Here is a 16850-nt window from a genome sequence, read left to right as displayed (position 1 = left end):
GGCATGGCTGGGAAGTTCGACGTTCCGCCCGAAGCACACGCGAATCTCGCACTCGTTGAGGAGCGACTTGCTCAGGCGAGGACGGAGAAGGGGGCCAAGGTCACGGTCGACTGGAGGGGCCAGCAGAAGCACCTCGACGTGATCTCAATGCCGGTCCAGGTGCTGTACTTCAACCCTGACACGCACCGCATCCGCGCCCAGCGCACCCTCGACCCCGGCCGGAACCGCGTTCTGGAGGAGGAGCCTTGGAGCGAGCCTGCCCAGGACTACCTGCACCACTTGCTGGGCTGCAAACCCTCGAACCCGAACCAGACCGACCCTGACTTCACAGCCCTCGTCGACGAACTCCGCGACTTCGGTCAGAAGGATCCTGGGATCATCACGCCCGAGGGCATCCTCGTCGACGGCAACACCCGATGCGCCGCGCTACGGCAGCTCGGAGTCAAGGACATCCAGGTTGCTGTCCTACCCCCGGACACTTCCCGCAGCGATATCAGCGACGTTGAACTCTCTCTCCAGCTACGCCGCGATAAGCGGCGCGACTACACGTACGTGAACCGGCTCATCGCAGTCGAGGAGCAACTGGCTGCAGGCAGGCGCGAGGACGACATTGCACGCGCCTTCAATATCAAGACCAACACCCTCCACAAGGATAGGTGGGTCTATCAGCTGATTTGCGATGCAATCGAACGAAGCCGGACGGACAGCGGCGCTGCCCTGCGCCTGGTGGATTTCGAAGACCACCAGGAGAAGCTCCGAGAATTGCATCGGGACTACGCCAAGCTGGACCAGAACGACCCAGATGCCGCGGAACAGCTGAAGGAGTCTCGTCTGGCTATGGTCGTGCTGGACTTCGCCAAGACTACAATGCGCTTGGCTGAGGCAGACTTCCATACCCGGTACCTCAATGAACGACTTCCTGAGGAACTGAAACCAGCAGAGCAGCAGTCCGCTTCTGTAGTCATCCCCGGCCTCCCGGGCGTTGCCGTTCAGGACGCGGCACCGGCGGTGAAAACCACTCGAGCACTCACTGACACCCTCCTGCAGGCGAAGGCCGTAGTTCAGAACGGTGACAAACTGGAGCCTGCGGAAGTAGCCCGTGCCGGCCACATCATGATTACCGCAAACAAGGTCTTCACCACTGCGGTCAAACTGGCAGGTGTGAACGCTCAGCTACAGAAGCGGCAGATCGTGGTGCCAGAGCGCCTCACGGATGCTGCGGACCACGTCAACCAGTGCGCTTCCGAGTTCGCCGAAGCCAAAGCCAAACGCGTACTTGACGAAGAATCGTTCGATGACGCACTGCTCACGCTGCGCGCAAGCCTTGTCCGACTGGCCAAACAAGCGGGCCGTACATTCCCTACGCCTGGCGACGGGGTGGCCTGGCTTCTCGCCGCCACTCGCACGGAGTCGTGACCGTGCAGAGTGTCGGACCGAGCCTGAAGATCGAGTTTGGCGACGCCGCGACCCAGGCACGCCTCCGGGCTGCAGTCGGGTTCGAGGGCGAGCTGCGTCGTCTGGCATTGCGCTTCGGCAGCAGTGTGCAGCGCTCGCAAGGGTCTGTTGAGATCGAGATCGACGACCTTCTGACCAATCTCGTGGCGGTCGCCTCCTGGCCCCAACCCGCATCAGTGGAATGGGATCCTCAGCTCGCTGCTCTTGCAACGGATTCGGCAGCCGATGCTCAGGCAGTCGAGAAACGCCTCGATCCGGATGCCTCACCTGTCGGCACGGTGGACCCGACCGACATCGATCTCCTTCTCGGCTCTGGGTGGACTGCGGATCTGACTGACTTCCAGCGGCGCGATATCGCCAAGCTGCTGTCACTGCGGCACGGGGCCAACTTCTCTGTGCCAGGGGCTGGGAAGACCCGGGTCGGCCTCGCCGTCTTCCAGGCCTTGCGGCAGGCAGAAAGAGTTGAGCGACTTCTCATCGTTGGGCCGAAATCCTGCTATGAGGCCTGGCAGCGCGAGAATTCCGAGTGCCTGGAGAAGCCGCTCAATATGGAGGTCCTGTCCCAGCGGGTAGACCCCATGACTGACGCAGTCATCGTGAACTACGAGCGCCTCAGCGGCGCTGTCAACGAACTCAGCAGCTGGCTGACAGCCCGGCCATCACTGCTGCTCCTTGATGAGGCCCACCGCATGAAGCTGGGAGCTGACGGCACCTACGGCTCAGCTTGTCTCGCCCTCGGCCCGCGGGCCCGCCGCCGACTCATCCTCACCGGGACCCCGGCCCCCAACGGCGTCAGAGATCTAGAGAACCTATTCGGATTCGTCTGGCCGGGTCACGGTCGCAGGAAGGTCATCCAAGCCGTGGCCGGCGGTGACCTCGCGAAGGCGAGCCAGGTACTCCGCCCGCTCTTCGCCCGTACGACAAAGGGGGAGCTAGGACTTCCACCTGTGAGCACCAGCCTGCGTCCCGTGCCTCTCCCCCCTCTACACCGCGAGATCCACGACGCGCTCGTCGGCCGGTTCTCAGCGCGCGTTGCCGGTGCCGAGGCCGATTTTCAGCAGTTGGGCAAGATCATTGTCTACATGCTCATGGCTGCGACCAGCCCCGCACTCCTTGCAGTGGGCACGACACGCCATGAACCTCTCGCGTACCAGGTGCCACCACTGGCGGTGCCCGAGAACACGCCCCTCTACGCGTTGATGCAAGACCTACCCAGCTACGAGATGTCGCCCAAATACCAGGAGGTATTGGCGATCGTCTCGGCTAACTCAGCCCTGGGCCGCAAGACGCTCGTCTGGTCCACGTTCGTCCGCAGCCTGAATACCCTTAATCGGATCCTGGGGGCATTCTCCCCGGCTGTCGTCCACGGGGGCACCGAGGACCGGGAGGAGCAGATCAGCCGGTTCCGTACGGATCCCGACTGCATGGTGCTCCTCTCCAATCCCGCGACGCTCGGCGAAGGCATCAGTCTCCACCACGACTGCCACGATGCTGTCTACGTCGATCGGGACTTCGCGGCGGGGCGCTTCCTGCAGAGCCTCGACAGGATCCACCGTCTAGGGCTCGCGCCAGAAGCCGCGACCCGAATCACAGTGCTTGCTTCTGAGGGCACCATCGACGAAGTAGTCGCTCAGCGACTCGCCGACAAACTGCAGTTCATGGGGAGCATCCTCGACGATCCAGCGGTTCAGGAGCTGGCCGACCTCGATGAAGAACCTGCCGTTGGCGGTGGCATGGACCTCAAAGACCTCCAAGCAATGATGGGCTACCTCCGTGCCCGTACCTCCTGATCCGGTCCTACGCGCGGCCGCACGATGGCTCCACCGCCTCCCAGCATCCGGCGCATCGCGCTGCCGCGCGCTATTCACAACACACGCCGAGTTCAGCGACATCACGCCCACCCAATACGACGCTGCCTACACATGGATACACAGGGCGGGGTTGCAGGATGCGAAAGGCGTCTACGTACCACCAGAAGTAAGAATCTATGACGCTGCGATCGTGGACAGTGGAGCCGCCTGGCTGCCTGACGCCGATGTGCTCATCCAGAGCCCCGACGAGATCCCCGAGGACGCACTGCGCGCGGCCGAGGCGCTGGGGCTCGAACCCAACGCCGCATACGCGCGCATCGGCGCCGCCTGGGGCAAGGTAGACATCGCTGCACGTGCCAGAGTAGGTGCGATGGGCGAGGAGGCCCTTCTCAGGATTCTGCGCGGCTCGACCACGGCGGCAGTCGAACACATAGCAGCCTGGTCTGACGCTCACGGCTACGACATTGCAGTCGACGGCCCAGCTTGTTCGGCCCACCTCGAAGTCAAGTCAACTACCCGTCGCGGCAGGTTGACGGTATTCCTATCGCGCAATGAGTACGAGACAATGCGCCGCGACCCGGACTGGCACATGGTCGCGGTCCAGTTTGGGCTAACCAGCGAACCGATCGCCGTATCAACAGTACCCAGCGCCTGGATAGCAGCCCATGTACCTGCTGACCCTGGCGCCTTCGGGCGCTGGGCAGCGTGCCGCTTGGATATCCCACCCGATGTTCCTGAACCAGGCATACGGGCGCTGGCGCCCTTGCTGACACCTACAGCTTCTCCCCTGCTTGCAGGAATAGCTGCTGGCTGAACTAAGGAGGAAGACCCGAAGAGGCATGGCATCTCGAGAGTTCACTTTGCCGAGACGCCTCACTTGCGTGGGCGTCTCCGGGACACGACCGCACTCATGACCTCCCCCGCGCACGCTTCAGGGGGCTCATGTTCCCAGAAGCGCATCACAAGCCATCCCGCCTCGGCGAGCCTCTCGTCTGTATCCCTGTCACGCTGCATGTTCCTGCCGATCTTCTCCCGCCAGTACTCAGGGTTGGTCTTCGGCGGGACGAAGTGGTCAGGGCAACCGTGCCAGAAGCAGCCGTCGATAAAGACTGCAACGCGCACCGGACGGAATACCAAGTCGGCGGTACGCCGCATGTCCGGAAGCGGCTTGGCCGCCACCCGGTAACGCAGGCCGCTGGCGTGCAGCAGAGACCGCAGGGCCAGTTCTGGAGTGGTGTCGCGGCTTCGGTTGCCCAGCATACTGCGACGGTTGGCCGCAGATGATGCCCAGGAGCCGCTGGGCGGGCTCCACGGAACGGGCTCGGAAGGTTGATTGTCCATCGTGCTGGAAGTCTAGGGACTACGAACGCGAGGGCATCGCGGGCGCGTCCTCACGCCGCGCCCGCCTCAGCCTCGTAGTGGGTCTGGGCGCGGTCCAGGATGTCGTCCGGGTCGCAGCCCTGGGCTGCAAGCCAGTGGAGGACGTCGGCGATGAGATCGGTTACCGACTGCTCCGTGGCCTGCGGGCGCCAGGCGGCGGGAGGGTGCGGAGTGTCGGAGAGACCGCGGTAGGCCGCAAGGACGGCCGCTCCTCGTTGGACCCGGCGGCACTGGAGGTCCGACTGGAGTGCGAGTTCACACCAGACCGCCTTGCCGGTTGCCGTCAGCACCGTGCCCCAGTCGACCGCCAGAGCAGCCAGCAGGTGCAGGCCCCTACCGGACTCTTCTTCACAGGACGGCCACTCCACCACAGGGGTGGTGTGGCTCTTGTCGTGGATCTCTACTCGAAGACGTGCCTCGGTCGGCGCTGACTCCATTACCAGCGTCGCGGACGTGCCCGCACCTACGTGCTTGATCACATTGGCCGTGAGTTCCGTGACGGCTAGCTGCGCATCGTCAGCGAGGGCCGGGAGACCCCAGGCGGCGAGTTGATCTCTGACGAGGCGCCGCAGGAGACGCAGTTCGCCAGGCTCTGCCGTGAAGGGCAGAACACAGCGAGACCGGCGGCCGACAGATGGATATCCGTTCATGGAGCTCCCTCCCATGCCACGGCAGCGCCTGCACCAGCCGTATCCGTACGACTGCGCCGCGTAGCGTCACGACTGGAGTATGGCACTGAGAACTCTCACGATGTAACTTCTCACGAGAATCGTCCGGGTGAATCTCCGACACCTCAACGTCCGCCACACATAGCCTTGTTGCCTGAACGCCGGCAGCAGCACAGCACCTCGGGAGACGGCAGGCATGTCAGCTAGGGCAACCACCCGACGCCGCCAGCTCGGGGCGACCATGCGCAAGCTGCGCGCCCGCGCAGGCATGACGCTGGAGGAGGCCGGCCAACTCGTCGGCGTATCGAAAGCCACCGTGAGCCGGTACGAGACGCAGGAAGGGCCCGTGAAGTGGCCCATCGTGGACGCGCTCTGCCGGGAGTACGAGGCGAGCGAGGCCGAGCGCAGGGCGGTCGTGGAGCTTGCGAAGGGCGCGAAGAAGCAAGGGTGGTGGAACTCGATCACCGACTCGATTCCAGAGAGCATGAATCTGCTGCTCACCCTGGAGGACGAGGCCGTGAGGGAGGACCACTTCAACTGCCTCTATGTACCAGGGCTACTGCAGACTCGCGGCTATACAGAGGCCGTGCAGTACGCCTCGGAGATGAGGCTGCCGCCCGAAGAGATCGAGCGGCTCGTCGATATCCGGATGAAGCGGCAAGAGATTCTCGACCGTCCCGAGCCCCCGCACCTCTGGGCCATCCTCGACGAGTCGGTGATCCGTCGCCTTGTGGGCTCGCGACAGGTGATGAGATCGCAGTTGGAACGCCTGCTGGAGGCCAATGAGTCTCCGCACATCACCCTACAGATACTGCCCTTCTCCAAGGGAGCGCACTCAGCCGCCATGGGAAGTTTGGTGATCATCGGTGGCCCCGAGCCGACCCTGGACGTCGTCTACGTGGACACACACGTCGGCTCACTGTTCATGGAGCAGGACGAGGAGCTGGACCGCTACAGGCTTGCGTTCAACTACCTCCGCGCACAAGCGTTGGACATGGCTGCATCATCAGCCCTGATCGAACGCGTACATGAGGAGTTGTAATGCATCCCGTTTCACCCGCCATAGACAGCGCCATCTGGATCAAGTCCTCGTACAGCGGGGCCGAGCACAGCGAGTGCGTCGAGGCCGCCCTCCTCGCTGACGCGACCGCCGTGCGGGATTCCAAACGACCGACGGGCCGCACCATTTCGTTCACACACCCCGTTTGGCACGCCTTCCTTAAGGGACTGAACAGCGGCGTCTAGAAGCACCCCGCTACGCAGAGACCGTGCCCCGCAGGTCCGTCAGAAGCCGTATGAGTCACGTGTCGATCAGCAGAAGCACACAGCGCAGGCGGGCAGGCCACTGATCTGGACGGGGACGAGGTGCGCGTGGGCCTTCCAGTCCGCCGTCTCGATGACTTCCTCGTATGCGTCGATGGCATGGCCGTCCACCGCGGTGCGGCGCACGCCGTTGGGCCGGTAGCCGAACTTCCGGGAGACGGAGCGGGAAGCCGCGTTGGACGCGAAGGCTGTGGACGTGACGCGGGTAGCGGCGAGGCCGTCGAAGGCGAGGGCCAGAGCTGCCGCTCGCATCTGGGTCCCGTATCCCTGCCCCTGGAACCGTTGGCCGAGCCAGAAACCGGTACGGGCCTCGCCGGTCGTGGCGAAGTGTCGGGCGGAGAGGTTCTGCTGCCCGATGACCTGCTCGCCGTGGAAGACGGCTAGCAGGAGGCGCCAGTTGTCGCGGGTCCAGTCTCCTCGCGCCCACCAATGGTTCTGTACGACGTTCTGCGCTCGTTGCGTCGGCGGCACCGAGGCCCAGGGCTGCGGGAAGTACACGGCTCCGTCGGGGACGACGCCTTCGGCGGCCACCTGGGCGAGGGCGTCGAGTTCGGTGTCCACGGGGAGGCGGAGGGTGAGGTCGGGAGTGGTGATTTCCAGGGCAGTGATAGGCCAGTGGCGCATGGGAAGGCTCCCGGGTCAGGGCCCGTCGAGTCCGAAGATCGTGCCGAACGGGTCGACGAGTTGGCAGATGCGGCGCCCGGCTTCCACGTCGAGGGGGCCGCGGTGGTGGGTGCAGCCGGCGTCCAGTAGGCGTTTACGTTCGGTGTCCAGGTCTTCGACCGGCCAGTAGGGGACGGTGCTTCCCCCATGGGGGTTGGCCTTGGGCGAGGCGGGGTGGAAGCCCAACTCGAGGCCGTCTAGGTCGAGCCAGGCGTAGACGGAGGTGCCGTTGATGTCGAGCTGGACCTCTGCGTCGAAGATGTCGCCCCACCAGCGGGCGGCGGCTTCTGGGTCCTGCACGAAGACCATGACGGTGCGGATGCCGCGCAGCACTTGACGTTCTCCTTGCGTAGGGAAGAGGCACGCTACCGCTGCTCTGGTCACCTGTGGGCGCCGTGCAGAGAACGGAGCCCCGTAGCGGCGGCGAAGGCCGATAGGGCCTGTTTCAGGGCGCCGTCGTTCCACTGCGCGCCGAGTTCATTGGCGTGGTGCCGGTAGGCGTGGCGTATCCAGCGGGGCGATGGAAGCTGCTCGTCGCCTGCGATGAAGGCCAGGGTGATCAGATCCGGCAGGCCCGTGATGTCGGGGCGCAGCGTCTCGGCGTCGATGAGGGCAATGTGGCCGTCGTCGCGGCGCCGGACGTGCTCGGGCTTGAGATCGAGGTGCCCTAGAGGGACATGGTCAGGTCCGTGAGCGCCGGCGACGAGCTGAAGGAGGTGTCGCCAGGCGTTGGCGCACGTGATCCATTCGGGGGGCGGCTCACTGACGGCCGTGCCGGCGCGCCACTGCGCCATGGTTTCGCTGACCGCCGGGTGCCAGCGGGTTGAGGCGGTGTGGATGGTGGCAACGGCCCGAACCAGCTCGTCGAAGGCGCCTGTACTGGTCAGCATGATGGTCGTGTCGAGGTAGTCGACGAGCAGTGTGCGGGAGGCGTCGCAGGCCCGGTGGAGGGCCGGCAGGACGTACTCGTCGGCCAGCAGCTCGTACGCGAGGGCCTCGCCCTGGTAGGCGGCTTCGTCCGCGTGCCGCTTCAGCACCAGGCGAGGCGGACTGCCGAGTGCGAAGACCGCGGTGCGGTATCGGGCGGTCAGGCAGCGCAGGGGCCCTGGCTCCTGGTCATGATGCCGGGTGAGGAGGACGTACGCCTCACGCTCCGCTGCGGTGGCGTCGGTGGTGAGCGGGTGGCGGAGCCACCCGTCGGGCCGTGTGCGGGCGGCGCCGTCCAGCGGCCCGACGGGGGCGGTGCTCATGCCTGGACAGCCTGGGGTGCGCCGAGGCCGGCCAGGCTGTGGGCATAGCAGCGGGCGGCGAGGTCCGGACGCTGGTGCTCGCCGTAGACCGCGAAAAGGGCGTAGACCGGGGAGTCGAGGTTCTCCCCGATGTGCCAGCCCTGGTACGACCCGCCGACCACGTCCCAGATCTGGGCGCGGCCGAGGAAGACTGCGGCGAGGTCCTGGAAGTAGATCTCGACGCCGAAGGGGTAGGTGGCCATGGCCTCCTCCCGCCTGGTCGTCTCCACCTTGTCCCAGCTGGGGCCTGTGACGTTCCACGCGTAGGAGTCGATCTCACCGGGCCTGCCGGGCGGGTCGAGGAGACGGAGTACGGCGCGGTGCACGCCGAGGGGGCCCTGGAGGTAGTCGTGAATGCTCGTGGCCAGGGCGCCAGTACGCGTGGCGATCATCCCGCGGGCCAGGCCCGGCAGCTCCTCCGCAACCAGGGCCTCGGCCTTCTCCCATTCCTCCTTGTCCAGGGGCGGGGTGATCGGGGTCGGCTCGATGTGGTGCGGGGTGTCGAGGAACGCCACTTGGGCGGCGAGGGCGGTCTTCTCCGCCATGGGGTCGGATGTGACCCAGGGGACGCTGGAGACAACCACCGGGCCTGCACCCGCGGGGACGGTCAGCCGGTCTCCGGGGCGGGGGCCGTGCACCCGGAACAGATGCTGGAGCTCGTTCGCCGCCGCGGCAAGGGCCCTGTGGTCCGCGTAGAGGAATGGACCGTGGGGGCTTCGCGGGGCCGTGAATCCATTGCCGCACAGGGCCACGTCCCGTAGGCCCTCCAAGGGCTTGAGGTAGTCGACGAGGAGGCTGTTCAGGATCTGGAGTCCGGTGGTGCGGTTGCGCGGGCCGTCCATGCCGGGCAGCAGGTTGTTGTCCGCGCCGAGCGCGCCGTACGGGACGGTCTGAGCGTTGTTGGACACCACCGCGAGACGCGGCGGGGCCAGCGCGCCTTGGGCGAGCTGCTCGGTGTAGAGGTCAGAGACGTCGGCATCGACCCCGATGAACACGTCGTTGCCGGTGGTGCCGGAGAGCCGGACCAGGGGCTGGGAAACGCGCTTCTCCCAGAACAAGGTGTGGGCTCCGGCGGGGTAGAGGGTGATCTCGATGTCGCCGACGTTCAGCGGCTGCATGTGGTCCACACGGTGCACGGTGAAGCCCAGGGCTTCGATTGCGTCGGTCACGGCGGCCGGGGTAGTGGTGCCGGTGTAGACCGGCACCGTGCGGGCCAGGAGGTCGAGGGAGGGCAGGTGGAAGTGGTCCAGATGCTCGTGGCTGAGGATCACCGCGTCCGGTGCGGGCATCCCGTGGGTGTCCACGGTTCGCGGCGGCCAGATCTCGAACTCCAGGCTCCCGGCCCCGAATGCCGGGGCGAGGATCGGGTCGAGGAGGACGGAGGAGAGGCCGTCGGTGATGTGCCAGGTCTGATGGCCCAGGAAGGTCAGCTCCAGGCCGGCGGGGGCGGCTGCCATGACGAACTCCTTTGCCTTGCAGGGTCAGAAGAGTGCGGGGTGGCGTGGAGGGGGACAGCGGACGTCCCCCTCCACGCTGGTAGGACCTACCGGTGGTAGGTGGTCGGGGAGCTGCTGGTGGTACCGGTGCCGGCGAACGCCGTCACGCGCTGCTGGAGGCGGCGGACCGCCTCCGCCGTAACGGTCTGGCTGATCTTCACCGGGGGCGTCACTCGGTTCATCACGGACCTCCATCACTTGATTTCTTTGCGGCGAGAAATGCACCTGCCGTTCCCCGTCCGCCTGAGGGGGTGACACCCCGGGTGGGGGTTCTCGTCACGCCGATGAAGCTACGGACAGCTGCAGTTGGGGCTCAACCTTCTTGCGGGAAATTGCGCGCGCTCACGCGATGGCGTCGATGGCAGCCGTGATCATGTCCCGGGCCGCCGCACCGTAGAGAGCCCGTCCGGCCAGTTCGCCGAAGGCCCTCGCATACAAAGAGAGCTCACCTGGGGACGTGATGGTGACGCGGGCCGACAGCAACTCGATGCCGACCTGGACATCGTCGTAGAGGGTGAAGCTCTCCAGCGTCCACAGTGGCCGCTCGGCTCTAACAGGGATAACGCCGAGGGATACCCACGGCAGGGACATGACCTCCAGGAGGTACGCGAGCTGCTCGACGGTGGTAGCAGCTGGTGCGATCCCTGAGTGGAGGACTGATTCCTCCAATAGCAGCGCGAAGCGGTGGCGGCCATCCCGGATCACATGCGACCGGGCCACACGGGCTGCGGCCGCATCTTCCACATCGGTGGCAGTCCGATGGAAGGCGCCGTAAGCGCTCAGGACGGCACGTGCGTATCTCTCGGTCTGGAGCAAGCCGGGTACCACGTTGGAGCAGTAGACCCGGAAGGATCCCGTGCGCTCGAAGAGGGGCACGACCTCCTGCTGGAGGTGACGGAGGCCGGCTCGGTTCAGCCTCTTCCACTCCACGTACATCGAGTCCGCACTGCGGCCGGCGGCGATCAGGTCGGCGGCCTGGCCGTCAACTCCACACGCACGGCACCAGGCACGTATGTCGGCATCTGACGGGGTGGCTCTCGCGTGCTCGATGCGGGAGGTCTTCGCAGGGTCCCAGCCGCAGGCGACTGAAAGCTCGTGCCCGGCCAGCCCAGCGTCCAGGCGTAGATCCCGCAGCCGAGCGGCGAGAGCAAGACGGGCAGCCTGGACGCTGGACAGGGGCGAGGACATGGATGGTTATCCGGTGGCGCGCTTCGGGCGGTCAGATCTTGTAGTCCGCGAACGGCACGGAGCGCTTCCACACGGTCTCGAACGCGGTGGCACAAAGATCCGCAACACGCGGGTCGTCACACATCTCCCCGCCTGCGGAGCTGCCGTTGCCGGTGAAGTGGTTCCACCGGATGACACGGTCATCGATGAGCCAGAAATCATTGCCGGGCAGTGCGATATCCGACGCCTCACGGCGGGGCAGATACCGCACTTGCTCCCCAGCGGCGATGTTGACCGCAGCGCCCGCATGCCCGTACCGGGCATAGTCGCTCAGCGGCTGCGACACAATCCGGGCCCTACGGACCCGCACGCCCCGGGCCACGGTCCGGCGGACCAGGTCGACCCACCCGCACCAGTAGTCGGAATCCGGATCGGTCTCACGCTCCCCGGTACGCAGCCACGCAGCAAACCCCTCGGACTCGTGCGCGACGCCGTACGCGTCGCGCATCTCCAAGTGGACGGCTGAGTGCTGAGCCGAGTCGAGCAGTTCGTCAAAGCTCGGTACGGGCACGCTGCTCTGCGGCATCGCAAGCCTCCCTCAAGATCTTCACCATGCGGGCTGGAATCCGGATCACTGCCTCGGTGTCCGGAATCGAACCGGTCGCCAGGCACTCCGCTTCGGTTTGCTGATCGGCTTTCCACCCCTGCAACACCACGTCGGCATTATTCTCATCAACCCATACGGTCGGGCACTGGCCCGTGTCCGTGTTGGGATCGATCCCGACGAACCGTAGTGCCATGACCGCCTCCTGCGTCGAGCCGATTGCGAGATCTTGCGCCCTCCTTACCCAAGCAGGTGGGCAGCTCAACGCGCCACGCGTCTGACGAGGTTGGCTGCATCGCGTCGCGTCTGCGGCAACGTCCGTGAACCAGTCGTCGGCCTGGACAGTCGGGGGTGGGACGCCTCATGGGTGCCCTCACCCCGTCCCGCGGAACAGGTGGAGTTGTTGGTGGCCGCGGGCCGTTGTTGTGGGTGGGGTGGGGCGGGTGGCCGCGAGGGTGAGGAGGGTGCGGAGGGCTGCCAGGACCTCCGTCGGGGTGTCGCGGACCATCGACGGGGTGGCGCTGACCACCAGGACGCCGTGGGCCTCCAGGCGCAGACGGCGGCGGAGCGTGGCGTGCCAGGCGTCGCGGGTGTAGTGGTACTCCGCCGAGTCGATCTCCAGGGCCACGCCCTCGTCGGGCCAGTACGCGTCCGGGCTGGCCAGGAACGCGCCGTCCGGGGTGTAGAGGCGGGCGTTCCACAAGGGGGTTGGGAGGTCTGTCGCCGTGAGGGTGTCGCGGGCCCGGGCCTCGGCGATCGAGCGGACTCCGGCCAGCAGTTCTGTCGCCGCGGCGGCGATCGCGGGGCGGGTGAGGAGACGGGAGGCGCGGAGCTCGGAGTGCAGGTCGTGCGGGTGGCACCAGCCGGCCTGGACGACACCCGCGAGGACCGACCGGACCCGGTCGGGGTCCTCCGTACGGGCGGCGAAGTCGGCGGCCGCGCGCACCGGGCGGGTGCTGGGGACGCCGGACACCGTGATGGTGCGCGGCCAGCGGGAGGTCGGCAGCGGGCGTACGTGCGCGGTGGCGGCCAGCCGGCGCGGGGAGCGGATCAGTACGTCGACGGGGCTGCCGGGGGAGTACGGGGCTTCGCGGATGCCGAGCAGGGCGAGGGCCGCGCCGCCGGTGAGGGCGGCCGTGTCGCCGGTGAGGGGGTCCGCGGCGGGCTCGGCGGCGTACAGGACGGCGGAGAGGGCGCGTTGGCGCTGGTCCGGGGGGCCGGTCTGGAGGAGGTAGACCCGGGGCAGGAGGCGCTGCCAGGGGCCGCCGGGCCGGGAGCGGGAGGTGATCGTGCCGGAGGGGACGCCGGCGGCGGTGAGCTGGTGACGCGTGGCCAGGTTCAGCTGCCGGCGCGCGGCCCGCGGGGGGTGGTGCCCCTGGGGCTTGCCCTGCGGGTCGGGGTCGGGGTGCCGCCGGCCCTGCGGGCGCTGTGGGGGTCGGGCAGGCTCGGGCAGCGTTCGGCGCGTTCGGCGCCGGGGGTGCCCGGACAACACGTCCAGTGGCTCGCGCTGCCCGTCGGGCTCCGGTCGATGGGCGGGCTCGGGCTGCCGGGGCTGCGGCGCCTGTGGGTGCTGGTGGGCCTCCGGAGGCTGCGGGGCCTGTGGGGGCTGGTGGGCGGGTCCGGGGGGCTGCCGGTGCTGGGAGTACCTGGACAGCACGCCCAAGGGCTCGCGCTGCTCGTCCGGTTCGGCCCGGTGCTCGGGGCCGGGGTCGGCCCGGTGCGCGGGGTCGGGGTCGGCCCGGTGCTCGGCGTTGGCCCGGTGCGCGGGGTCGGGGTCGGCCCGGTGCTCGGGGTCGGGCCGGTGCTCGGGGTCGGGCGTGTGCTCGGGGTCGGGGTCGGGCCGGTGCTCGGGGTCGGGCGTGTGCTCGGGGTCGGGGTCGGGCCGGTGCTCGGGGTCGGGCGTGTGCTCGGGGTCGGGGTCGGCCCGGTGCTCGGGGCCGGGTCGGCCCGGTGCTCGGGGTCGGCCCGGTGCTCGGGGTCGGGCCGGTGCTCGGGGTCGGGCGTGTGCTCGGGGTCGGGGTCGGCCCGGTGCGTGGCCCGGTGTTCCGGGTCGGGCTGCCCGGGCCGCGGGGGACGGTGAGCCGGTCCGGAGTGGGCGGGCTGCCGGTTCGGGCGGGGGCGGGGTTGCCGCGTGGTGATCATGCGGCCGGTATGCCCGGGCGCGGGGGCGGCGTACCGCCCTCAGCGGCCCGGGTGCTCCGGCGACAGGAACACGACGACCCCGGTCTCGGTGCCCGGCCGGGCCGGGACCTCGTGCCAGCCCAGGCGGCGGTAGGTCGCCACCGTGTCCCTGGCGAGGCGGGACGTCAGTAGCCAGGCCCGCCGGTCCGGGGCGTCGGCGGTGATCTCGGTGAGCAGGGCCCGCCCGGTGCCGTGGCCGCGCGCGTAGGGGCGTACGGCGAGCTCGTCTATCTCCAGCGCGCCGGTCAGGAGCTCCTTCACCCGGGCCGCGCCGAGTTGGGCGGTCACCTGGGCGTAGCCGCGGACCTTGGGGAAGGCCGCCGGTGTGATCCAGCCCGTGGCGAAGCCGTCGATGCCGGTCGCGGACTGGGCGAAGGCGGTACGGAACCCACGGCGCCGGGCGTCGGCGGGGAGACGGGTCGCGAACTGGCGAATGGTTTCTTCATCCTCGTTCCACGGCGGGCCGGAGAAGACGTCGGCATAGACGTCGACCAGTTCGTCCGCGAGGTCGAGGACGGCCTGTCCGTAGCAGATCACGTTGTTCTGGCTCCTGAGGTCGGGTTCCGAGGGGTGGGTGGGGATTTTCCCATTTTGGGTTGGGAGAGTGAATTTATGGGCTCCGCGTTCCCGTCGCGCACAACGCACGGATCCGGCGAGTATGCGACAAATCGCCTCCCGGTCCTCCGTGTCGGGACACCCGGCGACCGCGTTGAGCAGCCGTGGACAGAATGCTTCGAACGGTCGGCCGGTGCGCGCTCGCCTTCCTCCTCGCCTTGGGGGTACTGGCGTTGCTCCCGCACGCCGTACGGGACGCGGTGCCGGACTCCGTGATCGGCGGGGCCGTGATCGTGCTGGTGTGGGTGCTGGGTGCCCGTCGGGTGGCCGGGCGATCGCGTTAGCCTCCTCCTCACCCTCGTACTCTCACAGTGAAGCCCATAGGACAAGACGACCGAAGGAGTTGGACATGGCTCGGGTACCGAGTTCCGCCGTGGCGGCGGCCGGTCTGGTCGGCGGGTACGCCGTCGCCCGGTGGACCAAGAAGCGGCCGCTGGGCGGTGTCGTACTCGGTGCGGCCGGACTCGCCGCCGGGCGGGAGTGGCACCGTCGGGGCGGTGTGCCCGCGGCCGCCGGGCTCGGGGCGCTCTACATCGCCGCGTTCGCCGGCTCGCACCCGCTGGCCAAGAAGGTCGGCGCGTGGCCGGCCGTGTTCGGGGCCGCAGGCGTCGTCGCCGCCACCACCTGGGCCGTCGCCGACCGCGGCTAGCGCCACCTTCCCGGCCGGCGGCCCCGGCCCCGCGCCCGTCCAGCCCCCGCTACGCGCCGAACGCCTGCGACACCGAGTAGATCAGCAGGCCCGCCAGGGCGCCGACCACCGTTCCGTTGATCCGGATGAACTGCAGGTCCCGGCCGATGTGGGCCTCGATCTTGCGGGACGTGTGCTCGGCGTCCCAGCCCGCCACGGTGTCCGTGATCAGCGAGGTGATCTCGGTGCGGTAGGTCGTGACGACGTACACCACCGCCCCCTCGATCCAGCCCTCCACCTTGTCCTGGAGACGGCCGTCCGTCGCCAGCCTGGCCCCCAGCGTCATCAGCGAGGACCGGACCCGCAGGCGCAGCGCGCTCTGCTCGTCCTCCGCCGCCGAGATCATCATCGACCGCACCGCGGTCCAGGCGGAGGCGATCACGTCCTGCACCTCGTCGCGCGCCAGCAGCTCGGACTTCAGGCGCTCTATGCGCGCCCGGGTCTCCGTGTCCGACTGGAGGTCGGCCGCGAAGTCCGTCAGGAACCGGTCGACCGCCCCGCGCGCCGGGTGCTCCGGCATGTCGCGCATCTCCGTGACGAAGCGGAGCAGCTCCTTGTACACCCGGTCGCCGATCTTGCGGTCCACGAACCGCGGCGTCCAGCCGGGTGCCCCGCCCTGGACGGCGTCCATGACCGCTTCCCCGTGCGTGACCAGCCAGTCGTGGGCCCGCGCGCACACGAGGTCGACGGCCCGGTGGTGCCCGCCGTCCGCGACGACGCGCTCCAGCGTCTTGCCGATGCCCGGCGCGATCTCCGCCGTCTCGGCCCGCCGGGTGATGGCCTCGCCCACGACCGCCTGCACGTCGGAGTCGCGCAGTACGGTCAGGGCCCCGCGCAGCGCGGTCGCCAGCTCGGCCGTGACCCGGTCGGCGTGCTCCGGCTCGGCCAGCCAGGCGCCGAGGCGGCCGCCGATGCCGAGGGCGTGCAGGCGGGCCTTGACCACGTCGGAGGAGAGGAAGTTCTCGCCGACGAACTCGCCGAGGGAGACCCCGAGCTGGTCCTTCTTCGTCGGGATGATCGCGGTGTGCGGGATGGGCAGGCCCAGCGGCCGCCGGAAGAGGGCGGTGACCGCGAACCAGTCCGCGAGCGCGCCGACCATGCCGGCTTCGGCCGCGGCGGCGACGTACCCGGCCCAGCCGCCCGCGCCCCAGGCGTTCTGGGCGTACTTGGCCAGTACGTAGACCAGCGCGACCAGGAGCAGCAGCCCCGTCGCGGTGGCCTTCATCCGGCGGACGCCGTGGCGCCGCTCCTCGTCGGCCGCGCTGAACACGAACGCCCCGCGGGCGGGCGCCGCGGGCCGCGCCGCCCGCCCGGTCGCCGCCGGCCTGCTCGGCCGCGACGGCCCGCCCGGCGGGTCGGTCGCTGACGGCCCGCCCGGCGGCGGTCCCCCGGGCGGCGGGTCGATCGGCGGCGGGGCACTGCCTCCGGCGGTGGTGCGGTTGTCCACGTGCTCCTGCTTTCCCCGGGGACGCCGGTTTGTCTGCATAGCATCCGACTCCCGGGAGGCGCG

General features: G+C 68.4%; 20 protein-coding genes. 7 read left to right on the top strand and 13 right to left on the bottom strand.

All coding sequences use genetic code 11. The features are described 5' to 3' along the window. Positions 1–3: 3 nt before the first annotated feature. The 3 genes from ACFWTC_RS06440 to ACFWTC_RS06430 all read left to right on the top strand — a co-directional run bounded on the left by ACFWTC_RS06440 (position 4) and on the right by ACFWTC_RS06430 (position 4080). Complete coding sequence (locus ACFWTC_RS06440; protein WP_384028001.1) at positions 4–1416, top strand: ParB N-terminal domain-containing protein; 1413 nt, start codon at positions 4–6, stop codon at positions 1414–1416. Beyond that, positions 1413–3245, top strand: coding sequence for a DEAD/DEAH box helicase (locus tag ACFWTC_RS06435; RefSeq protein WP_384028002.1), 1833 nt, complete (start codon positions 1413–1415; stop codon positions 3243–3245). The genes ACFWTC_RS06440 and ACFWTC_RS06435 overlap by 4 nt, the downstream gene beginning before the upstream one ends. Positions 3246–3396: 151 nt before the next feature. After that, positions 3397–4080: a protein NO VEIN domain-containing protein gene (locus ACFWTC_RS06430; protein WP_384028003.1), complete on the top strand. Its 684-nt coding sequence runs from the start codon at positions 3397–3399 to the stop codon at positions 4078–4080. 59 nt (positions 4081–4139) lie between these two features. Here the strand turns inward: ACFWTC_RS06430 and ACFWTC_RS06425 are convergent, their stop codons facing one another. Further along, the gene (locus ACFWTC_RS06425; protein ID WP_384028004.1) at positions 4140–4607 is read right to left on the bottom strand and encodes a very short patch repair endonuclease; all 468 of its coding nucleotides are present in this window, start codon (positions 4605–4607) and stop codon (positions 4140–4142) included. A 50-nt stretch (positions 4608–4657) separates the two neighbouring features. Next, positions 4658–5296 carry an ATP-binding protein gene (locus tag ACFWTC_RS06420; protein ID WP_384074077.1) on the bottom strand — a complete coding sequence of 213 codons (639 nt, stop codon included), beginning with the start codon at positions 5294–5296 and terminating at the stop codon, positions 4658–4660. A gap of 214 nt (positions 5297–5510) precedes the next feature. Between ACFWTC_RS06420 and ACFWTC_RS06415 the strand changes: the two genes are divergently transcribed. Both ACFWTC_RS06415 and ACFWTC_RS06410 read left to right on the top strand, forming a co-directional pair. Then, positions 5511–6356, top strand: coding sequence for a helix-turn-helix domain-containing protein (locus ACFWTC_RS06415; protein WP_384074074.1), 846 nt, complete (start codon positions 5511–5513; stop codon positions 6354–6356). Next, positions 6356–6559, top strand: coding sequence for a DUF397 domain-containing protein (locus ACFWTC_RS06410; RefSeq protein ID WP_383920605.1), 204 nt, complete (start codon positions 6356–6358; stop codon positions 6557–6559). Before ACFWTC_RS06415 ends, ACFWTC_RS06410 begins: the two co-directional genes overlap by 1 nt. A 66-nt stretch (positions 6560–6625) precedes the next feature. On the opposite strand, the gene ACFWTC_RS06405 is transcribed toward ACFWTC_RS06410, so the two are convergent. The 10 genes from ACFWTC_RS06405 to ACFWTC_RS06360 all read right to left on the bottom strand — a co-directional run bounded on the left by ACFWTC_RS06405 (position 6626) and on the right by ACFWTC_RS06360 (position 14574). Next, the gene (locus tag ACFWTC_RS06405; RefSeq protein ID WP_383920608.1) at positions 6626–7261 is read right to left on the bottom strand and encodes a GNAT family N-acetyltransferase; all 636 of its coding nucleotides are present in this window, start codon (positions 7259–7261) and stop codon (positions 6626–6628) included. A 15-nt stretch (positions 7262–7276) separates the two neighbouring features. Next, the gene (locus ACFWTC_RS06400) at positions 7277–7633 is read right to left on the bottom strand and encodes a VOC family protein (RefSeq protein ID WP_383920611.1); all 357 of its coding nucleotides are present in this window, start codon (positions 7631–7633) and stop codon (positions 7277–7279) included. A gap of 47 nt (positions 7634–7680) precedes the next feature. Continuing rightward, positions 7681–8550: a hypothetical protein gene (locus ACFWTC_RS06395; RefSeq protein ID WP_383920614.1), complete on the bottom strand. Its 870-nt coding sequence runs from the start codon at positions 8548–8550 to the stop codon at positions 7681–7683. Continuing rightward, positions 8547–10046, bottom strand: coding sequence for an MBL fold metallo-hydrolase (locus ACFWTC_RS06390; RefSeq protein ID WP_383920616.1), 1500 nt, complete (start codon positions 10044–10046; stop codon positions 8547–8549). The genes ACFWTC_RS06395 and ACFWTC_RS06390 overlap by 4 nt, the downstream gene beginning before the upstream one ends. A gap of 86 nt (positions 10047–10132) precedes the next feature. After that, the gene (locus tag ACFWTC_RS06385) at positions 10133–10267 is read right to left on the bottom strand and encodes a hypothetical protein (protein ID WP_384030384.1); all 135 of its coding nucleotides are present in this window, start codon (positions 10265–10267) and stop codon (positions 10133–10135) included. Between the two features lie 160 nt (positions 10268–10427). Next, on the bottom strand, positions 10428–11273 hold the full coding sequence (locus ACFWTC_RS06380; protein WP_384030382.1) for a DUF5753 domain-containing protein: 846 nt from the start codon (positions 11271–11273) through the stop codon (positions 10428–10430). Between the two features lie 31 nt (positions 11274–11304). Continuing rightward, positions 11305–11838: a DUF6879 family protein gene (locus tag ACFWTC_RS06375; protein ID WP_383920622.1), complete on the bottom strand. Its 534-nt coding sequence runs from the start codon at positions 11836–11838 to the stop codon at positions 11305–11307. Next, positions 11804–12052: a hypothetical protein gene (locus ACFWTC_RS06370; protein WP_383920625.1), complete on the bottom strand. Its 249-nt coding sequence runs from the start codon at positions 12050–12052 to the stop codon at positions 11804–11806. The genes ACFWTC_RS06375 and ACFWTC_RS06370 overlap by 35 nt, the downstream gene beginning before the upstream one ends. Positions 12053–12229: 177 nt before the next feature. Further along, the gene (locus ACFWTC_RS06365; RefSeq protein WP_384030380.1) at positions 12230–13513 is read right to left on the bottom strand and encodes a hypothetical protein; all 1284 of its coding nucleotides are present in this window, start codon (positions 13511–13513) and stop codon (positions 12230–12232) included. A gap of 524 nt (positions 13514–14037) precedes the next feature. Then, a complete protein-coding gene (locus ACFWTC_RS06360) occupies positions 14038–14574 on the bottom strand; it encodes a GNAT family N-acetyltransferase (RefSeq protein WP_383920631.1) in 537 nt (178 codons plus the stop codon). Positions 14575–14756: 182 nt separating this feature from the next. On the opposite strand from ACFWTC_RS06360, the gene ACFWTC_RS06355 reads away from it, so the two are divergent. Both ACFWTC_RS06355 and ACFWTC_RS06350 read left to right on the top strand, forming a co-directional pair. Then, positions 14757–14936 (top strand): hypothetical protein, encoded by a 180-nt coding sequence (locus tag ACFWTC_RS06355; protein WP_383920633.1) that lies wholly within the window; start codon positions 14757–14759, stop codon positions 14934–14936. 65 nt (positions 14937–15001) lie between these two features. Further along, entirely contained in the window at positions 15002–15301 is a 300-nt protein-coding gene (locus ACFWTC_RS06350) for a hypothetical protein (protein ID WP_383920637.1), read from the top strand. Positions 15302–15350: 49 nt separating this feature from the next. Here the strand turns inward: ACFWTC_RS06350 and ACFWTC_RS06345 are convergent, their stop codons facing one another. After that, positions 15351–16826, bottom strand: a complete 1476-nt coding sequence (locus ACFWTC_RS06345; RefSeq protein WP_383920639.1) for a DUF445 domain-containing protein — start codon at positions 16824–16826, stop codon at positions 15351–15353. Positions 16827–16850 lie beyond the last annotated feature (24 nt).

The sequence above is a fragment of the Streptomyces sp. NPDC058619 genome, assembly GCF_042717785.1.
Taxonomy (GTDB): Bacteria; Actinomycetota; Actinomycetes; order Streptomycetales; family Streptomycetaceae; genus Streptomyces.
The sequence above is the reverse complement of the archived record's forward strand: the minus strand, read 5'-3'. Positions and strand labels throughout refer to the sequence as shown.